Below are 18,219 nucleotides of genomic sequence, written 5' to 3'. Positions count from 1 at the left end.
TCGGTGCTCCAGGGTTCCTCGGGCCGTGGGCGGACAGGTTCGGTGCCGCAGGCGAGCAGGTCGGTGGCGGTCAGCTCGAGCCACGCTCGGTTGAGAGCGAAGTGACGGGAGGGGAAGCGGTCAGCTGTTGTGTCGTGGCCCGTATTCGATGACGTGCGTGGGGACCACCGTGCGCCGTGCTGGAAGGGGGTGGTCGGAGCTGGGGCGGATGCGGTCGATCAGCATGCGGGCTGCGCGGCGTCCGACTTCGTCGGGATCGTAGGCGGCGATGGTCAAGGGGATGCCCAGGACGTCGGCGAGTTCGAAGTCGTCGAAGCCCGCCAGCGCGGTGGTGCGTGCGGAGCTTCGCACGGCACGTACGGCCCCCTGGGTCAGCCGGTTGTTGGTGCAGAACAGGGCGGTGGGCGCGTCCGGTCCGTCGAGCAGTTCCTGGGCCGCTTTCTGGGCTGTGGCAGGGTCGCGCAGGCCGCGGCGTACGAGCAGTTCGTCGGGCTCCAGGCCGGCTTCCTCGTGTGCGGCCCAATAGCCGCGGAAACGTTCGGCTCCGGTGTACAGGGCAGGGGGATTGCCCAGGAAACCGATATGGCGGTGGCCCGCGGCGATGAGGCGTGCGGTGGCGTCCCGTGCGCCGCCGAAGTCGTCGACCAGGACGCAGTCGGTGTCGATGTCCAATGGCGGGCGGGAGGCCAGCACCAGCGGCATTTTGCGTGCGGCCGCCGGGGCGAGCGGCTCCTGTCCGGTGCCTGCCGGGACCAGCACGATGCCGTCGACCTGCCGGGCCAGCAGATCGTCCACCAGCTCCTGCTCGCGGTCGGTGTCCTCACCCGTATTGACCAACAGGACACGCAGACCGTGTTCGCCCGCCACTTCCTGCACGCCCAGCGCCAGCCGCGAGTAGAACGGGTTCGCGATGTTCGTGACGACCAGACCGATCAGGCCGCTGCCGCCCAGACGCAGGCTGCGCGCCGTTTCGTTGAGTCGGTAGCCCAACTCCTCGACAGCGGCCAGGACCATGGCCCGAGAGCGGTCGCTGACCCGTGGATCCCCTTTCAGGACGCGTGACACGGTCATGGCGCTGACGCCTGCCTGCGCGGCCACGTCCCGCATGGTCGGTGCGCCGCCGCTTGAGGCTGGCTGAGCCATTGCACGTCCCCGAATCCTCGCTGTGCCCACGCCACGTCGCGTGCCTGCGGGGGCTGAGCGGATCCCGCCCATCCTATGGGGTCACCGGCTGCTGTTCGGTGGCCGTGGCGCGGGCCCAGTAGGCGGCGCCGACCAGCGGAGCCTGATCGTCCCACTGCTCTCGCCCTGCCGGACAGGCCACTGGTCCTGGCCGTCGACGGACCGGCCGCGCTTGATCTGCAACGACGACGGCTCTGGTATCGATAACACGCCTGCTCGAAACATGTCACCACCTGAGTGACAGTTCGATGACGCCACCCTCCCGGTTCAAATCCGTTCTCTAGTGCACATATGACAGTCCATTGACACCGTCGAGGAAAGTTGATCGCGCTTCCGGGGGTTCCATTCAGGTGAGATATCGATAACATCCATCGCGGCCGGCGCGCCCTGGTCGTCCGGGCCGCGCTTCACCGATCTGGGTTCCAGGACGAGGAGGCCCATGACTTTCGCCAACCGCACCAGAGGGCGCCGCATGCCCGTGGTGGCCGCGGCCTTGTCGGTTGTGCTCGCCGCCGGGACGCTCGCGCTCGCACCCGAGCCCGAAGCCACCGCGGCCTCCGGGGGATCGCCGCCGGTCACGCAGCGGCAGGACGGTGTGCCGGCTCCGGTGTTCACCATCGGCGCCGCCGACCAGTCCGACAAGGGCTTCGCCCTGGCACCGGGCAGCTACAAGGACTACCCGAAGGCATTCCCCTCGGACGTCGACTACACGGTCGGTGAGAACACGCCTGCCGACTGGCCCTACGTCCAGCCCGGCCCGGACGACGCCTGGGCCGGGAGCAAGGCCCATCCGTTCACCGTGCACTACCGGTTGACGAGCGATCAGGTGCGCGACCAGATGCTGCGGATCGACCTGCTCGACACGCAGAAGAGTCCGTCGGTCCGCGTAGCGTCCAACGGCCGTGACCTCGCGACTGCCTCCGCACCACAGGGCAACGGCGCCGGCGTCTACGGCCTGAGCGACGCGAGCGGGACCACCTCGGCGATGACACACCCGCGCCAGATGGGATTCGTCGTCCCGAAGCAGGATCTGCACGTCGGGGACAACACCCTGACCCTCACCAACGTCAAGGGCTCGTGGAGCGTCTACGATGCGCTGTCGCTGGCGCCGGCCCCTGACGGGCTCGGCCCGGTGCACGTCCTGGCCACCGAGCCGACACCGTTGTTCGTCCGCGACCACGGGTCCGATCGGCAGCTCGTCGACGTGTCCGTGGACAACACCGCCGCCGCCGGGGCGGCCACGCTGACCGCCACGGTCGGCGGGAAGCAGACGACGACCCGCATCGATACGCTGCCGGCCGGGCGCTCCACCCAGCGCATCAAGGTCCCGCCGACGGCGTACCCCGGCCCCGGCCGCCTGGCCATCCGGGCGGGCCTGGGCGGCGACTCGGCCACCTATCCGTTTTCCCTGCCCTACCAGCGGCGCTGGCAGATCGACATGGTGGCCGGCAGCCACCTGGACATCGGCTACCACTACGACCAGGACACGACGCGCCAACTGCAGGACGCCTACCTCGACCAGGCGGTGGCCCAGTGCCGCGCCACGGCCGACTATCCCGACGCGGCCCGCTTCCGCTGGGTGATCGAGCAGTCGTGGATGGTGGAGCACTATCTCAAGGACCGTTCCCCGGCCGACATCGACAGGCTCAACGGCTGCCTGAAGTCCGGACAGTTGGAGATCACCGCGGGACGCAACAACAACCTGCAGGACCTGGCGAGCACCGAACAGCTCACCCGATCCCTCTACCAGGGCACCCGGACCTTCCCGGACAAGTTCGGCGCCACGGTGGACACCGCGGTCCAGGACGACATCTCGGGGGTGAGCGCGCAGTACATTCAGATGCTCTCCCAGCAGGGCATCAAACTGCTGGTCAACGGGACCAATCCGGATCACACCACCCGCTGGAGCGTCCCGCACACTACTCAGGACGCGCCGGCCCTGTTCAACTGGCAGGCCCCCAACGGCAGCAAGGTCCTGACCTTCTTCGGCGCCAACAGCTACAACGAGGGCTACGCCGTCGCCCCCGACCTCAAGTGCAAGCTTGCCCCCTGGCCGTCGGGCGACTCCTGCCGCACGGACAAGGGCGAGAGCGACAATCCACTGCCCTACACCCCCGTGCCGCCACCCGCGCACCCCGAGTCCTTCGTGCCCGGTCTGGCGTCCGGCGTGGCCAACCAGCTGGCCGGTCTGCAGGCGTCCCGCTACCCGCAGTCGGTCTACCCGATGATGTTCGCGCAGGACAGCAACCCGCCGATGAGTGGCATCTCCGACGTGGTTCGCTCCTTCAACCAGAAGTACAGCTGGCCCAAGTTGGTCCAGTCCACCTCCTCGCGCTACCAGAAAGACGCCACCACCCGCCACGGCCAGACCTCGCCCTCCGGCTACCGGCCCGATCCCACGTCGAAGGACGTCGACCAGCTGCCCGTGAAGAAGGGCGACTACACCGACTGGTGGTCCGACGGCGCGGGTTCGTCCTCCGCGGAGACCGGTGAGACGATGCGCGCCCAGTCGCGGACCACCGCCGCCGAGAAACTCGCCACCCTGGCCTCCGGGCCGAAGGCCAGCACGCCGTGCCGTACCGACGAGGCGTACGCCCAGGCCGATCTCTACACCGAACACACCTGGGCCAGCCCCAGCCTCATGGAGAACGACCCGCAGTGGACCGTGAAGAAGTCACGGGCCGACCAGGCGAGCGCACTCAGCACCAAGGCGATGCACTGCGCCGTGCATGCCATGGGCCAGAGCATCGACGGGCCGGCCAAGACGCCGGGAATCGCCGTGCTCAACTCCCAGTCCTGGAAACGCACCGACATCACCACCGCGACCGTGCCCCGGCACTGGAACGGCCGCCTGGTGGACACCTCGACCGGCCGTCAGGTGCCCTACCAGCACACCGGCGCGCGCACGATCCGGTTTCAGGCCGCGCAGGTGCCCGCCCTCGGCTATCGCACCTACGCCCTCGAAGCCGGGAAGAACACCGCCGCCGCGCCCGATCCCGATCTGCGGTGGGACCAGAACACCGGCACCCTTGAGAACTCCTACTACCGCGTCAAGATCTCGCCCCGAAGCGGTACGGTCACCTCGGTGTACGACAAGGGTGAGCGACGCGAACTGGTGGATGCCAACTCGCCGTTCAGGCTCAACCAGTACGTCTACCGGCCCAACCCCGCACGCAACAGCGCCACCACACCAGACCGGCAGTGGTCGCCGAGCGACGCCAGGATCTCGGTCGCCGAGCACGGCCCGCTCAGCATCACCATCAAGATCACCTATTCCGCCACACCCGGCGGCAAGGACGCCGAAGGCAAGGCCACCGGGGTTGAATCAGCAGGCGCCACCCTCACCCTGGACGCCAACACCCGGCGCCTGGACATCGCCGACACCATCGACAAGACCAAGGTGTCCACACCCGAGGAGGGCTACTTCGCCTTCCCCTTCAAGCAAGACAACCCCACCGTCACATACGGCGGTACGGGTGGCCCGGTCGCGCTGGTGGACGGACAAGCACCCGGTGCGGCGATGGACTGGCAGGCCGTGCGTGGCTATGCCGACGTCTCCGGCCCGGGCGGCGGTGTGACCCTGTCCACCAGCGACACACCACTCATGGAGTTCGACCACATCCGCAGCATGGAACTGACCGGGCGGCCCGGCCGGCTGGACACCGCCGACGACCACCCCGACCTGGACAGCGTGCGGCCCAAGAACGGATCAGTTTTCTCCTACGCATTCAACAACCTCTGGGGGACCAACTACCGCCAGTCCCAGGACGGTTCGATCACCTACCACTACACGGTGAGCAACCGCAGAGGCGGCTTCGACGCGGCCGCCGCGACCCGCACCGGCGAGAGCACCGGCGACCCGCTGCGGTCCGTGTCCCTGGCGGCCGGTCACAAGGGGGGCCGCCCACAGGGCAGTCACTCCCTACTCTCCCTGGACGCCCCCGGAACCATCGTCCAGACCGTCAAACCCGCTTACCGCGACGGCAACAGCGGTGAGGCACGCCTGCCGCTGACCATCCGCCTACAGGAAGTGGCCGGCACCGACGGACCGGTCAAGCTGCACCTGCCCTATGCGGTATCGGCCGCCCAGCTGGAAAACCTGACCGAAGAACCAAGGCGCGACGGCCAGCTGTCCGTACGCAGGGACGGCCACGGTTCGGTGGTGACCGTGCCCGTGCACGCCCACGACATCGTGACCCTCGGCCTTCGCCCCTCGGCCGACTGACCGTCCTCCTATCCGTGGGCACGGCCGCGCCGTTCGCGGCCGTGCCCACGGTCCCGCCATCCCAGTCCGCCCGCCCTCAGCGGCCCCTGTCGGAGGTCTGCCATGAAACGGTCCGTTTCATCCGCCGACGCCCCCACCACGATCCGCGCGGGGCAATCCGCCTCCCTCACCGAACCCGGCCTGCCCCGCAGGAAAGCCACCGCGCATACGCGCATGGCCCGCTCTGCGACCCCGCCCTTCGTGCCCAGTTGCCGTCGCAACTGTCCGGCGGCCAGCGACAGCGTGTGGGAATCGCCCGCGCCCTGGCCGGCCGACCCGACGTGATCATCGCGGATGAGATCACGTCGGCCCTGGATGCCTCCGTCCAGGGATCGGTGCTCAATCTGGTCCGAAATCTGCAAGCCACGCTGGGCGTGGGCATGCTCTTCATCTCGCACAACATGGCAGTGGTCCGTTTCGTCGCCGACACCGTCGCTGTCATGCGCCATGGCCGGATCATCGAGAGCGGCCCGCGGGACCAGGTATTCACCACACCCGCGCACCCGTACACCCAGAAGCTGCTCGCCGCCTCACGCTTCGAACTCGACACCGGCCCGCGGCCGGCGCGGACGCCCCCTCACGGTCCTGAGCACGGCAGCCGGGGACGGACGGAGGAGGACGGCAGCCGGGGACGCAGCATCCGGCGAGGACACTGCACACCTCGGGATCGGACTGCCGGATCAACTTCGCTGGCCGCACGATCTCCAGATGCGGGAAGGCCGGCGCAGACACCTGTACCTCGCCCAAGAGCCTGTTGCTCTGTCGATCTTGGTGGGTGGTAGTCGAAACTCATCGCTGTCTGACGGCGGACGTGTAAGAAGCTGTTGTCCTGAGGGGTGTTCGTCGAACGGGAGTCTCTATCGGGTGATCGCGGCGGGGGCCGGGCATGGAAGCAGGGCCTGCTGGTAGCTCGGTAGGTGCGATCCATCCGAGTCCCGGGAGGCCCTGTTGTCGCAGTTGTACGCGTCCTCCCGGGTGGAGTTCGACTCGACCGGCTCGTCGTGTGGCTGCCTCGCCCCCAGTACGGCAACGCCGGTGACCACGCCGAGCGTGAGCGGCGGTATCCGTCGGACATGACGGAGGCCGAGTGGGCCCAGACCCGGCCGCTGCTCCCGGTGCCGGGCCGGAGTGGGTACGATTCCCGCCGGCATGGACGGACCTCGTGGCCCCATGTCCCATCCGCGCGAGCGCGTACAGCAGGTTTGGGGTCAGGAGCGGGTCGAGTCCTTTGAGCGAGATGGATCAGCTTTCCGTGACCGAGGATGAGCGGGGGCCGGAGTCGAAACCGTCCGGGGACGCACCGAGGTCCGCAGTCGCGAGCGCGTGGCTCACCAGCGGCGGCGCGAGCAGCCCGCACGGCTCGGGCTCGGCGCGGAGCCCGGTCCCGGCGTAGTAGCGGTTGGCCGCCGACGGCGCGACCCGGATGCGGAGTTCGTTCCCCCCGACCCGCAGGGCGTCGGCGGGGATCGTGACGCGGTACGGCGCCCAGGCGCGCTCGCCCACACGCACGCCGTTCACGGACACCGCCACAGCTCCGGCGACGGCCGGGAGCATCAGTTCCAGGCGGACCGGCGCGTCGAGCTCGATCTGCCGCACATAGTCGGCGGTGCCCGCGAACGCCGGAAGGCCCTGGCGTTCCCAGCCGCACGTCACCGCGATGTCGCGGCGGGTACCCGCCTCCTCGTACGCGTCCTTGGCGACCTCGAGCAGCCAGCCGGACTCGAGCGCCTCCGGCGCCGACCATTGCGGTGTGCCGTGACCGGCCGCGGCCTCGGAGTCTTCTGTGGCGTCCGCCCAGCCTGAAGCGGGCTCTGCGCCCCTGTACACACGCAACAGGCGCAACGCGTTCTGCTCCAGCCGCAGCGCGACCGGGTTCTCGGCTGCTTCGAGGGTGCGCACGGTACCGTCGGCGGCCTGCCACTCCTCGATGTGCCAGGGCCCGTCGGGCAGCAGGAGCTCCACCGTGCCCTCGGTCTCGGTGAAGCACGCGAAGCGGAAGCCGTCGGCCGCGTCCGGGCCGCCGCGCCAGCGCACCGCCGAGCCCGCGGGGGCGCGCAGCGTCGGCTCAGTCTGCCCACGCTGTGCGGCGAGCCCGCGCAGGACCGCCTTCTCGGGGACCGTATGGAACATCTCCACGGCGGGGGCGAGGTCTGCCCAGTCCTCGGCGGCGGTTTGTGGGCCCTCCTGGTAGACGGCGGGCGTCGCGCCGCTCGCGAGCACCCGTACCCCCGATTCGGCCAGGCGGCGAAGCCGGCGCAGCGATGCGGCCGAGCGCAGCGTTGTCACGGCGGGAAGCACGAGCGCCCGGTACCGGCGGTCCCCGAAGCACACCGCGCCCTCCTCCACGGCAGCGGCCTCGAGATCACGTTCGTCCACGAGGTGGAAGCCCACCCGGGACTCGGTGAGCGCGCGGGCCCACTCGCCCATCGCCGACGCCTGCTCGCCGAGCTGACCCGCGGTCCAGACCGTACGCAACGGGTACAGGACCGCCACGTCGCTCTGCGGTGACACCGGCTCGAGGAATTCGCTCAGCCGCGCGCTCTCGAGCGCGAACCGCAGGTGATGATCGGCGAACCACGGCTCGAAATTGATGCCCGGGGGGAAATCGAAGCGCGGATTCCGCAGCGACTCGTGATCGTCGTCATGGCCGTGGGTCTGATAGAAGCCGTGGAAGATCATCTGTCGCATGCCCTGCAGATGGTGGTTGATCGCCGTTGTACGCAGTTCCTGCAGGGTCAGCCCCCAGTGGCCGGACCACGGGGTCCCGCCTTCGGGCGGGGTGACGAAGTACTGCTCGACCATCGTCCCGCTGCGGCCGTGGTGGCGGGCGACCGAGTCGCCGAACACGGGACTGAGCTGCACCAGGGCGTCCTGCGCATCCACTGCGGTGAGGTCGCGGTAACCGTCCACGCCGAAGTGGTCGAGTCCGAAGTTCACGCGCAGGTCCCAGTTCGCGAACGCGGTGTCGAGCGCCCAGCCACCGACGTGCCCAAGGACTTCATGGCCGGACTGACGCAGACCGTGGGCGTGGCTCCAGGTGCGCAGCTTGCCGAGGAACGTCTCCATCGCGTAGCCGCTGAAGTGCTCGTAGAACTGGGCGCGAAGGCTCAGCCGCTCCGGGTCGTCCCCGTCGAGCACGGCGGCGAGCACCTGGGGGGTCCGCCCGCCCCAGCGCTCCCGGATCGAGACGGCCAGGCTCTCGTGGAAGGGCATAGCCGAACGCAGGTCTCCTCTGCGCTCCGCCCAGTCGTAGTACACGGCGTGCGGCTGGTCGAAGAACATGTAGGCGACGGTGGAGCCGAAGAAGTCGCCCAGGGCGTCGGCGAAGGGCTGGTAGCCGGCCTCGATGAAGCGATCGACCGCGACCGGATCGACGGGGTTCACGATCCGGGAGGTCGCGCAGCGGGCGGAGACGAATACGATCGCCTCCGTGCCGTCGGGCACGGGCTCGACGAGGTGGACATGGCACTTGGCGGCGGCGCCGTCCACGCGGTCGACGAGCTCGGGCCGCTCGACGGCCGCGCCCTGCTCCTCTGCCACGACCAGCGCATACTCGACCTGCCAGTCGGCCCAGGCAACGACGCCGCCCTCGTAGTGCCAGTCCATCGCGGCCGGGCCGAGGTTCTCCGTCGCCGAGCGGATCCCGCTGAGCGAGCCGTCGCTCGCGCCCGCGGGGATGCGCACCCAGAACAGGTGCCGTTCACGCAGCTCGTCGTGCCCGGCCACGGCGCGGCCCGCAGCCTGACCGGTCTGCCAGTTGTAGTCGTCGTAGATGCCGACGATCATGCCGAGCTCGGCGGCCGTCTGGACGGCTGTACGGCACGCGGCGAGGTAGTCGTCGTCCAGGTAACCCCCGATCGGGTACGACAACCGCGCCTGCACCTGGAAGCTCCGGATCCCGGCGTCGTGCATCTGCCGCACCTGGGCGCGGATCGTGTCCTCGTCGGGTAGCCGGTGCCAGAACCAGTAGGCGGCGGGCGCATGCCAGGGGTCCGGGTTCCGGAATCGGTGCAGCGCGGTCTCATGTGCGGACAAAGCGGACAAGGGTGTCAGCTCCTCGAGCGGCGGCGAGACCCGCGCGGGCCTCGCCGCCACGGGTCGGTCAGCGTTCGGTGCGGTCGGACGCATGCCCGCCGGCCGCGTCGGGAGTCGGGGCCTCGAGCCCGCCCTTCCCGCGAGCGGCGTCTCCCGCGGTCACGAGCGAGTAGTCGGGCTTCGGGTCCAGCCGGAGCCCGAACGTGAGGATCGCGTAGAGCGCGGCACCGAGCGCCAAGGCGATGACGATGCCGAGCCCGCTCGACCCGAACACGCCGGTGCGGCCGTTCTCGGTGAGGAGGAATCCCGTGATCTTCCCGAAGTTCGGGTCGGAGCTCGTCACGAGGCCGAGACCGACGACGGTTCCGATGATCAGACTCACAATCGCCGTCCAGCGCCCGTCGCGGCCGCCGTGGCCACGCGGGTTCGCCATGTCGGTGTTCCAGCCCATGCGGCGCTGCCGGACGAAGTCGACGAGCTGGATGCCGCCCATGGTGCCCATCATCACGGCGATGAGCGACAGGAACGACTGGAACGTCGCGAGGAACGAGGTGGAGATGAACAGCAGATAGAAGGCGCCCGCCGCGATGATGATCGCGTTGATCGAGGTCGTCACGGAGCGGCGCAGCGGTACGCCGACCGCCATGAGCGCGAGGCCGGAGCTGTACATGCCGGTGATGGCGGCCGAAACGAGCGAGATGACGATCACGATGGAGAAGGGAACGAAGAACCACATCGGCAGGAGCGCGGTGAGCGCCCCGATCGGGTCGGACGCTGTGGCGGCACCGAGCTTCGAATCGCCGCCGACGAGAAGCCCGCCGACGACGAGGAGGATGACGACCGGCAGGCTGAGCCCGGCGACCGTCCAGCCGATCACGCCGCGCGCCGGGGTATCGCGCGGGAGGTAACGGGCGAAGTCGCCGCCGTAGTTGAGGAAGCCGAGGCCGACGAGGGTCATCGCCATGATGATGCCGCCGATGAACACCAGCGGTCCGCCCGCAGGGGTGTCACCGAGGTGTGCCCACTCGATCTCGGGCACCATGAATCCGAGGAATGCGACCGTCATGATGCCGGTCACCCACGAGATCCAGACCTCGACCTTCATGATGAACTCGTGGCCGAGGACGGAGACCGCCATCGTCACGGCGAGCACGAGCACGAACCACAGCACGATCGTGGCTGTGGCGCTCGACCCGTCCGTGTCGGCGAACACCGACGGCCACAGCTTCGCGAACAGGTTCGCACCGGTGGTCGAGGCAAGGGTGATGATCGTCACCTTCCAGCCCATATTGGACAGGTAGGCGAAGAACGCGGGGATCCTGTTGCCCTTCATGCCGAACGCGAAACGCGTCTGGGCGAGGGTCGGCAGTCCCGTGCGGGGCCCGCCGACCGCGAGGATGCCGACGAGGGTGGCCGAGATGAGGTAGCCGACGGTCCCGGCGACGATCGTCTGCCAGACGTTCAGACCGAGGCCGAAGACGAAGATGCCGTAACTGATGCCGAGGATCGAGATGTTCCAGGCGAACCACACAGCGAACAGACCGCGCGGCTTCCCGCGCCGTTCGGCATCGGGAACAGGGTTGACGCCGTTCGATTCGACGGCCGTGCCTCTACGACCTTGCTGAGCCTCATTGCTCATGGAAGGGCGCCTTTCGATGTATGGCGATGTGGGGAGGGGCGGATGGTTGAGTTCGGGGGAGTCGTGGGTTCGCGTTCGGCAAGCGTGTCGACCGCGTCCGGGGTCGAGACGGGTCCGTGTGCGCCGTGCGCGGTGACCGGTACTGGTGATCGCCATCGCGCCCGCGGCGGGAGGTGTGTACGGCGGTGAGGCGGAGGGCTAAGCGGCGGGGCGGACCGCTAATCCGCCCGTGAGAGAGGAGGGGAGCGCGCCGGGGATCGCGTCGCCGGCGCCAGCCGTGTCGATCGCGTGGACACGGAATGCGGGCACATGTGTCGTGGCACCCTGCACGAGGACCACAACCCCGCCGGAGCTGAGCGAGACGAGGCTGTCGCCGAGACCGGAACGTTCGAGGGCGGCAGCGACGGCGCCGGGGGCGGCCGGGGCCGGGTCGAGGGCGAGCAGACCGGCGAGGGCTTGGTGCGCGCCCTTGTCTTCGCCCGCCTGAAGATGCCTGGTGGTGCGGATCTGCTCAGCACCGCGCGGCAGGCGCGGGAGTGTGCGGCCGAGGCCGGGGTTCACCGATCCGACGACAAGCACCCGTCCGCTGCCCACCGGGGCCTGCGGCGGGTGGTCATGCGGTACTCTCATCGTCGGGAAAACCATTTCCGAACCTAAGCACGCCAGCCCCTGCCGCGTCAACGGGTCGTCGAGACCGTCCTGATAGCATCGGCGGGCAGGAAGCAGGGGAGATCAGGATGGGCGCGCGCATCGGCTTGAAGGACGTGGCGTTGCGCGCGGGGGTGTCAGTGCCGACGGCGAGTCGTGTGCTGTCCGGTGTTCAGCGCAATGTCGATCCGGAGCTGGCGCTGCGGGTGCGGACCGCATGCGAGGAACTGGGCTACAGGGTGAACGCGGCGGCGCGGGCGCTGCGGATACAGTCGACGGATTCCTTGGCGCTTGTCGTTCCGGCGATCGCGAACGCGTACTTCGCGGAGCTGGTGTCGGCGTATTCGCGCCACCTGGATCTTCAGGGCAAGCGGCTGGTGACGATCGACACGGGCGAGAGCCCGGAGACCGAGCAGCGCCAGCTCGGCGCCATGGATCGCGTCTTGGTGGACGCGGTGCTCGTGGTGCCCGCGGCGTTCGAGCGGAGTGGCGCGGCCATCACGGAGCTCGCCCGGTCCAACCGTGTCGTGCAGGTCGACCGCCGCGCACGAGACGTCGAAGCGCCGTCGGTACGGCTCGACAACGCGGCGGGGGTCCGCCTGCTCGTGGATCACCTGCGGGCGCGGGGCCGCCGCAGCATCCTGATGGTCGACGCCCAGGAAGACTCCTCGTCGAGCATCGAGCGCACAGCCGCGTTCCGCGCGCTCGCTGGGCCGGACGACCGGGTTCTGGAAATGCCGAACTTCACAGTGGCGAGCGGCATCGACGCGGCGAAGCTCCTGCTCGCGAACCCCGGCGACACAGACGCGATCATCTGCACCGCTGACGCTGTCGCGCTCGGCCTGCTGACGGCGCTTCAGCACGCCGGTAAACGCGTGCCTGCTGAGTACGCGATCACGAGCTTCGACGGCACGTACATCTCCGACACCGCCGCGCCGGGGCTCACCACCCTGGGCTCGACCGCCGAGCGCATGGTCGAGGCATCCCTCGCCCTCCTCGACGGCGACAGCGGTGATGTCGTCCTGAAACCCGAGCTCGTGGTCCGCGGTTCCAGCGGCTGACTGCCAATCCAGCGTCGGGTCTGGGTTGTTGCCTTTCGGGTACCCGGCATCCGGGCAGTACCTCTGAGCGTCACCACTGCGACGGCCAACGAACACCTGGCAATCCTGCGAGACGCCGGGTTGATCGATAGCATCCGGGCCGGTCGCACGGTCACGCACGAGCTCACCAAAGCTGGACGTGCTCTCCTGGACGCGGCCTCGCCGCGACCAGGCCCGATACCCCGCGCTGTTGACTCACCACCGTTTCCCGCTGGGCGCCTCCTGCCACCGCCCGGTGGTCTGGGGTCACTCGCTGCGGGCTCCGAGCCGGGCGAGCGCGGCAGCGCTCGGACTGCCCGGTTCCGCGGTGTACATCGCCAACTGGAGGTCGGTGCCGGGCAGCAGCAGGGTCTGGCAGACCACCTCCAGTTCGCCCAGCTCGGGGTGGCGCAGGTACTTGCGCAGCGTCGGTATAGGCCGTACGTCGTGGTCGCGCCAGCCGGCGGCGAATTCCGGGCTGTGCGCGGCGAGCTCGTTGACCAGTTCGCCGAGGACGCGGTCGGCCGGGTAGCGGACGCTGGCCGCGCGCATCTGGGCGGCGAACTGCCGGGCGAACTCGCCCTCCGCCCCTGCCGGTGCCCAGCAGAAGGTGCCGCCCAGCCGGATGGCCAGCCGCACGGTGTTGCGCTCCTCGGCGGGCAGTAGCCCGAAATCGGTGATCAACGCGGATGCCGCGCTGTTCCAGGCCACGATGTCCTGCCGCTCATCGACCAGGTAGGCGGGTATCGGCCCGAGCCGGTCCAGCAGCCCGTGGGCCTCGGCGGGCACCGGCCTCCGATCGGCGTCCGTGCCGGGCGGGACCTGCCCGGCCAGCCGCGCCAGGTGCTCGCGCTCCGCGGCAGTGAGCTGCAGCGCCGTACCCAGTACTGCCAGTACCCCCGGGGACGGGCGCGGTGCGCGGGCCTGCTCCAGCCGTTCGTAATAGCTGACCGACATCCCGGCCAGTGCGGCCACCTCTTCGCGGCGCAGCCCGGGAGTGCGCCGGGCGCGTCGGCCCGGCGGGTGGATCGCCGTGGCCGGCACTTGGGCTGGGCGCAGTGCTTCCCGTCGGCGGCGCAGAAAGTCGGCGAGTTCGGCTCTGCTCACCCCGCCCATGCTGGCACGGAGCGTCCGGCTTAGCCACGGACTGGCGGTCCGGGGCTCAGCTGTCTGTTCCCCGGCGGCGGGCCCGCGTCCAGTCTGAACTGGTCACACCTCGTCGAACATTGGAGGACACCGTGCCGAGCACTCCCGAGGAAGCGTTCCGTCGGCTGCTGGATCTGATGCTGGTCAAGGACACGGACGCCGTCGCCGACCTATGGGCGGAAGACGGTACCGCCGAGTTCCCGTTCGCCACGGGAACCTCGCCGCGCCGGCTGACCGGGCGGGATGAGATCCGCAGCTACATGCGCCGCCTACCGGAGCTGATGGACGTGCGAGAGATCCCTGCGGTCACCGTGCACCACACGCAACGGCCGGACACCATTGTCGTGGAGTTCACCGGGACCGGGCACACGGTGCGCACTGGAGAGCCCTATCGGCTGGACTACATCGCGGTGATCACCGTCCAGGACGGTCTGATCACCCACTACCGGGACTACTGGAGCCCGCTGGCCACCGCCTCGGCGGCCGGCACGCTGCCCGAGCTGCTCGACTCGGTGCGTTCCGAGGCCGCCCGATGACCGGTGTGCTGGTGACCGGTGGCACCGGGAAGACCGGGAGCGCGCTGGCCGAACTGTTGCGCGGCAACGGCGTGCCGGTCCGGGTGGCCAGCCGCAACCCGTCTGCCGGTGATCCTGACGCGGTCCGGTTCGACTGGGGTGACCCGGCAACCCATCCGGCCGCGCTGCGCGGGATGGACCGGGTCTTCCTGGTGCCTCCGACGAACACGGTGGATCCGATGCCGCTGGTTGGGCCGTTCCTGGCCGAGGCGGAACGGCTCGGCGTGCCCCGGGTGGTGCTCCTCGGCTCCGCCATCGTGCTGCCGAACGCTCCCGGCGCGCTGGAGCTGGCCGCGCGGGTGCGGGCCCGGCCCGGGTGGTCCGTGCTGCGCGCGTCCGGGTTCATGCAGAACTTCCTGGGCACACACCCGCTGGGCGAGCGGATCCGGCGGCACGGCGAGATCCGCACCGCCGCCGGTGACGGCCGAGTCGGCTGGATCGACGCGCGGGACATCGCGGCAGCCGCCTCCGCCCTGCTGGCCGACCCCGGCGTCGAGCCTGGCGACCAGCGCGACTACCTGCTCACCGGGCCGAAGGCATTGAGCTACCGGGACGCTGCGGCGATCCTCACCGCCCGCACCGGACGGCCGGTCCGGGTGGTGCACATCGGGACCGACGAGCAGGCGGCCAACTACCGGGCCGCTGGCATGCCTGCCGAGTTCGCCGCCGCCCTCGCCGCTGTGGAAGACGGCATCAGAGCCGGCCGGGAAGATCAGGTCAGCACCGCGGTGCTGGACCTGACCGGTCGCCCGCCCCTCCCCTTCGCCGAGTTCGTCCAGGACCACGCAACCGAGTGGGCGAACATTGGGTTGCCCGAGGGCTGAGCTTGTCGCGTATCCGAAGAGGTCGGAAGGGGCCTCGTCCTGGGCCACTCACCCGGTCATTCATCGGTCTCGGAAGGGGCCTCGGTCTGATCATGTACTCCGATCAGGAAACACATGATCCGACCGGGGATGCGGAGACGACCCGCCGTGCGGCCCGGATCGACCATGTCGGACCGCTGACCATCATCGAAGGCACGGTCTCCGCCTGGTGGTCGAGAAGCTGCCCAGTGGCGGGGCAACAAGCCGGTCTGGCTGTGGTGGTCGGGCGCTGACGCCCACCGGGTTGGACGTTGACCCCTGCTGCCAGTCCTTCCTGCGCAGATTCGACATCGAGCGCACGTTACGCCTGCTCAAACAGACCCTCGGCTGGACAAAGCCGAAGTTCCGCAGTTCCGAGGCGGCGGACCGCTGGACCTGGTTGGTGATAGCCGCCCACACCCAGCTCCGGCTCGCCCGTTCGCTCACCGTCGACCTGCGGCGGCCGTGGGGCGAAGAGGACCCGAGCCGAACAAACTCACCCCGGCCCGAGTCCGTCGAGGGTTCCGGAACCTGCACGCGAAGACCCTGTCTCCAGCACGTGCAGCACAACCTCCGCGGCCCGGCCCCGGGCGCCAGTACTGGGGGTCGTGAAAGCCGGGATGGGGTTCGACGGGTCACGGGAGGCGGTCGCACAGCGCCTTGAGGGTGTGGACGACTTTGTGAAGCTCTTCCCGCGCGGTGAGTAAGTCCTCGGTGAACTCGTAGGCTCGGCCATGACTGAACCATAAACTGTTCGATTTCTGGGGGTGATGGGTCGATGCCCGGAGTGTCGTCGCTCCTGCGCCTGCTCATGCCGGCAGTGGAGGTAGCGGGCGTGCCCGCGTTCGGACTTGACGTGGTGGGTGGTCATCCCGTCCATCCGGTGTGGTGCAGCCAGTCCTCGAAGGTCATCAAGTCGGGGTGCAGGCGGCGCAGGAGGTCGATGTCCCGGTCTCGGGCGTAGAGATCACGGTCGGCGAAGAACTGGAACATCGCTGCGTAGTCGTGGCCGAAGTCGGGGACGGCGGCGCGCAGGTCGTCATGCGACATCGGGATGTAGGTGCTGGGGGTGCCCGTGACCTGCGCGAAGGTGGCGGCGATCTCGTCGCCGGTGAGGCTGTCGCCGATCACCGCGAGGTCGCGGGCGCCCCAGGACTGCCAGTTGTCGAACATGTGGCAGGCGAACCAGGCGATGTCGTCGAGGGCGACGAGTGGGTAGTGGGCGGCGCCGAGGGGGAGCCTGAAGGTCAGGCCGCCCCGGCCGTCCGGTCGGGGGGTGAGTCGGTCGCGCAGGTTCTCGAAGTACGGCGCCGTGGTCAGTACCGAGACGTGGTCCGTGTACCAGCCGTCGGTCTCCTTGCGGAGCATTTCCTCCGATCGCATCAGGTCGATGTGGGCGGCGACGGCGGCTTTGCTGTCGAAGTGCGGGACGGGGTGGCCGGTCAGGGACACCGCGCTGTCCAACGAGGACCAGATGAAACGCTCCACGCCGGCCCGCTCCGCGGCGGCCAGCAAGTGCAGCCCTTGCCGATACTCACCCACGGCGCTGCCCGTCGCGAAGAAGTCGGTGTTGGCGAACACGCGGTCGGCCTGCCCGATCAGGACCTCGAGGGCCGCCGAGTCGGAGCGGACCAGTCGCACGCGGTCGGGCGCGGTGGCGGCGAGTTCGGTGGCGTGGGCGGACTCCGGGTGGGGACGGTGATGGTTGCGTCGGTGGTGGCCAACAGGTGTTGGATCACATGGCTGCCCATGGCTCCGGTGCCGCCGACGACGAGGACGTGGGTCATGGCGTTCTTCCCTGGTGTGTGAGGACGTGTTCGGCCACCTGGGCGTGGGTGGCAACCCAGACGTCGCCGGACTCACGGATGTGGTCGAGGATCTGGCCGACCATGCCCGCGAGGAGCGGTCGGCCTCCGACGTGGGCGTGGATGGTCAGGCGGAAGACGCCTGGGCCGGGGGCGGCGAGCATCTGGTTCAGTAGCTCACGGTGCAGGTCGCGGTAGGCGTACGGGCCGGCCGCAGTGTCGCGGACGTCGGAGTAGTCGCTGTGCATGAGGGAGACCAGAGGACCGTGAGCGGTGGACAGGAGCTGCGGGAGGTCGTGGTCGCCGTGGTCGCCGGTCCAGCGGTAGCCGGCCTCGGCGAGCAGGTCGACAGTGTGCCTCGAACCGGTGGCGCGTGGGCTCATCCACCCCGTCGGGCGAACGCCGGTGACTCGGCGAAGGATGTCGGTGCAGCGACGCATATTGGTCCGCTCGGCATCGACATCGAGCAGCGCGGGCACCACGTCCTGGGCCCAGGAGTGTGCGGCGATCTCGTGACCCGCCTCGTGCACTGCCATGACGGTCTCAGGGTGCCGCTCGGCCACCAGTCCATTGACGCCGACGGTGGCGGGCAGGTCACCGAGGACGTCGAGCAGCCGCCAGATGCCGGTGGTGACGCCGTAGTCCGCCCAGGAGGTGCTGTGCGTGTCGTCGATGCCGGACAGCGGCCACGCCGCGGCCATCGGCGCGTAGGCGGGCCAGTGCCCTGGTGACCACAGCTCCAACGCGACTGTGACCAGCGCGACGACCTTCCGCCCGCCCGGCCAGTCGATCTCTGCCCTCATTCGGTTCCCCTGCTCGGTAGCTTCCGCCGTGACGCTAGTGAGGCGGTAGGTACCTCCAGGTTCCTGGCAGCGGGCTAGGGTCCGTCTTCAAAGATCATCGGATAGTGGATCATGGCTGGGTGATACGCCGCCATGAACTCACCGATCAGGAGTGGGAGTTACTCGCTCCGCTCATACCGCGGGCCGTGACGGGACGGCCAC

12 protein-coding genes and 1 pseudogene are annotated in these 18,219 nt (G+C 69.4%); 6 read left to right on the top strand and 7 right to left on the bottom strand.

The features are described 5' to 3' along the window. Nucleotides 1–120 precede the first annotated feature (120 nt). Nucleotides 121–1,107: a LacI family DNA-binding transcriptional regulator gene (locus J5X86_RS26975; protein WP_208519474.1), complete on the bottom strand. Its 987-nt coding sequence runs from the start codon at nucleotides 1,105–1,107 to the stop codon at nucleotides 121–123. A gap of 514 nt (nucleotides 1,108–1,621) precedes the next feature. Between J5X86_RS26975 and J5X86_RS26970 the strand changes: the two genes are divergently transcribed. Both J5X86_RS26970 and J5X86_RS50980 read left to right on the top strand, forming a co-directional pair. Further along, on the top strand, nucleotides 1,622–5,407 hold the full coding sequence (locus J5X86_RS26970) for a polysaccharide lyase family protein (RefSeq protein WP_208519316.1): 3,786 nt from the start codon (nucleotides 1,622–1,624) through the stop codon (nucleotides 5,405–5,407). 14 nt (nucleotides 5,408–5,421) lie between these two features. Continuing rightward, nucleotides 5,422–6,228 carry an ABC transporter ATP-binding protein gene (locus tag J5X86_RS50980; RefSeq protein WP_308124742.1) on the top strand — a complete coding sequence of 269 codons (807 nt, stop codon included), beginning with the start codon at nucleotides 5,422–5,424 and terminating at the stop codon, nucleotides 6,226–6,228. A gap of 460 nt (nucleotides 6,229–6,688) precedes the next feature. Here the strand turns inward: J5X86_RS50980 and J5X86_RS26960 are convergent, their stop codons facing one another. The 3 genes from J5X86_RS26960 to J5X86_RS26950 form a co-directional block, all read right to left on the bottom strand. Then, nucleotides 6,689–9,490: a hypothetical protein gene (locus tag J5X86_RS26960; protein WP_243981558.1), complete on the bottom strand. Its 2,802-nt coding sequence runs from the start codon at nucleotides 9,488–9,490 to the stop codon at nucleotides 6,689–6,691. Between the two features lie 58 nt (nucleotides 9,491–9,548). Then, on the bottom strand, nucleotides 9,549–11,120 hold the full coding sequence (locus tag J5X86_RS26955) for a cytosine permease (protein ID WP_208519315.1): 1,572 nt from the start codon (nucleotides 11,118–11,120) through the stop codon (nucleotides 9,549–9,551). Nucleotides 11,121–11,318: 198 nt separating this feature from the next. Continuing rightward, nucleotides 11,319–11,750: a PfkB family carbohydrate kinase gene (locus J5X86_RS26950; RefSeq protein ID WP_208519314.1), complete on the bottom strand. Its 432-nt coding sequence runs from the start codon at nucleotides 11,748–11,750 to the stop codon at nucleotides 11,319–11,321. 107 nt (nucleotides 11,751–11,857) lie between these two features. Here J5X86_RS26950 and J5X86_RS26945 point away from each other — a divergent pair, with 107 nt between their 5' ends. Beyond that, nucleotides 11,858–12,829: a LacI family DNA-binding transcriptional regulator gene (locus J5X86_RS26945; RefSeq protein ID WP_208519313.1), complete on the top strand. Its 972-nt coding sequence runs from the start codon at nucleotides 11,858–11,860 to the stop codon at nucleotides 12,827–12,829. Between the two features lie 285 nt (nucleotides 12,830–13,114). On the opposite strand, the gene J5X86_RS26940 is transcribed toward J5X86_RS26945, so the two are convergent. Then, nucleotides 13,115–13,963 carry a helix-turn-helix transcriptional regulator gene (locus tag J5X86_RS26940; RefSeq protein WP_243981557.1) on the bottom strand — a complete coding sequence of 283 codons (849 nt, stop codon included), beginning with the start codon at nucleotides 13,961–13,963 and terminating at the stop codon, nucleotides 13,115–13,117. 122 nt (nucleotides 13,964–14,085) lie between these two features. Between J5X86_RS26940 and J5X86_RS26935 the strand changes: the two genes are divergently transcribed. The 3 genes and pseudogenes from J5X86_RS26935 to J5X86_RS26925 all read left to right on the top strand — a co-directional run. Further along, complete coding sequence (locus tag J5X86_RS26935) at nucleotides 14,086–14,529, top strand: nuclear transport factor 2 family protein (protein WP_308124741.1); 444 nt, start codon at nucleotides 14,086–14,088, stop codon at nucleotides 14,527–14,529. Next, nucleotides 14,526–15,392 (top strand): NAD-dependent epimerase/dehydratase family protein, encoded by an 867-nt coding sequence (locus J5X86_RS26930; RefSeq protein ID WP_208519310.1) that lies wholly within the window; start codon nucleotides 14,526–14,528, stop codon nucleotides 15,390–15,392. Before J5X86_RS26935 ends, J5X86_RS26930 begins: the two co-directional genes overlap by 4 nt. Nucleotides 15,393–15,532: 140 nt before the next feature. Beyond that, nucleotides 15,533–16,004, top strand: a pseudogene (locus tag J5X86_RS26925) (transposase); the annotation flags it as partial. 273 nt (nucleotides 16,005–16,277) lie between these two features. On the opposite strand, the gene J5X86_RS26920 reads toward J5X86_RS26925, so the two are convergent. Both J5X86_RS26920 and J5X86_RS26915 read right to left on the bottom strand, forming a co-directional pair. Then, nucleotides 16,278–17,051: an NmrA family NAD(P)-binding protein gene (locus J5X86_RS26920; RefSeq protein WP_308124740.1), complete on the bottom strand. Its 774-nt coding sequence runs from the start codon at nucleotides 17,049–17,051 to the stop codon at nucleotides 16,278–16,280. A 142-nt stretch (nucleotides 17,052–17,193) separates the two neighbouring features. Continuing rightward, nucleotides 17,194–18,018, bottom strand: coding sequence for a polysaccharide deacetylase family protein (locus tag J5X86_RS26915; protein ID WP_208519309.1), 825 nt, complete (start codon nucleotides 18,016–18,018; stop codon nucleotides 17,194–17,196). Nucleotides 18,019–18,219: the final 201 nt, after the last annotated feature.

It is taken from the genome of Streptomyces sp. NEAU-YJ-81, from assembly GCF_017592595.1.
Lineage (GTDB): Bacteria > Actinomycetota > Actinomycetes > Streptomycetales > Streptomycetaceae > Streptomyces > Streptomyces hygroscopicus_B.
This window is presented reverse-complemented; position numbering and strand designations above follow the sequence as displayed.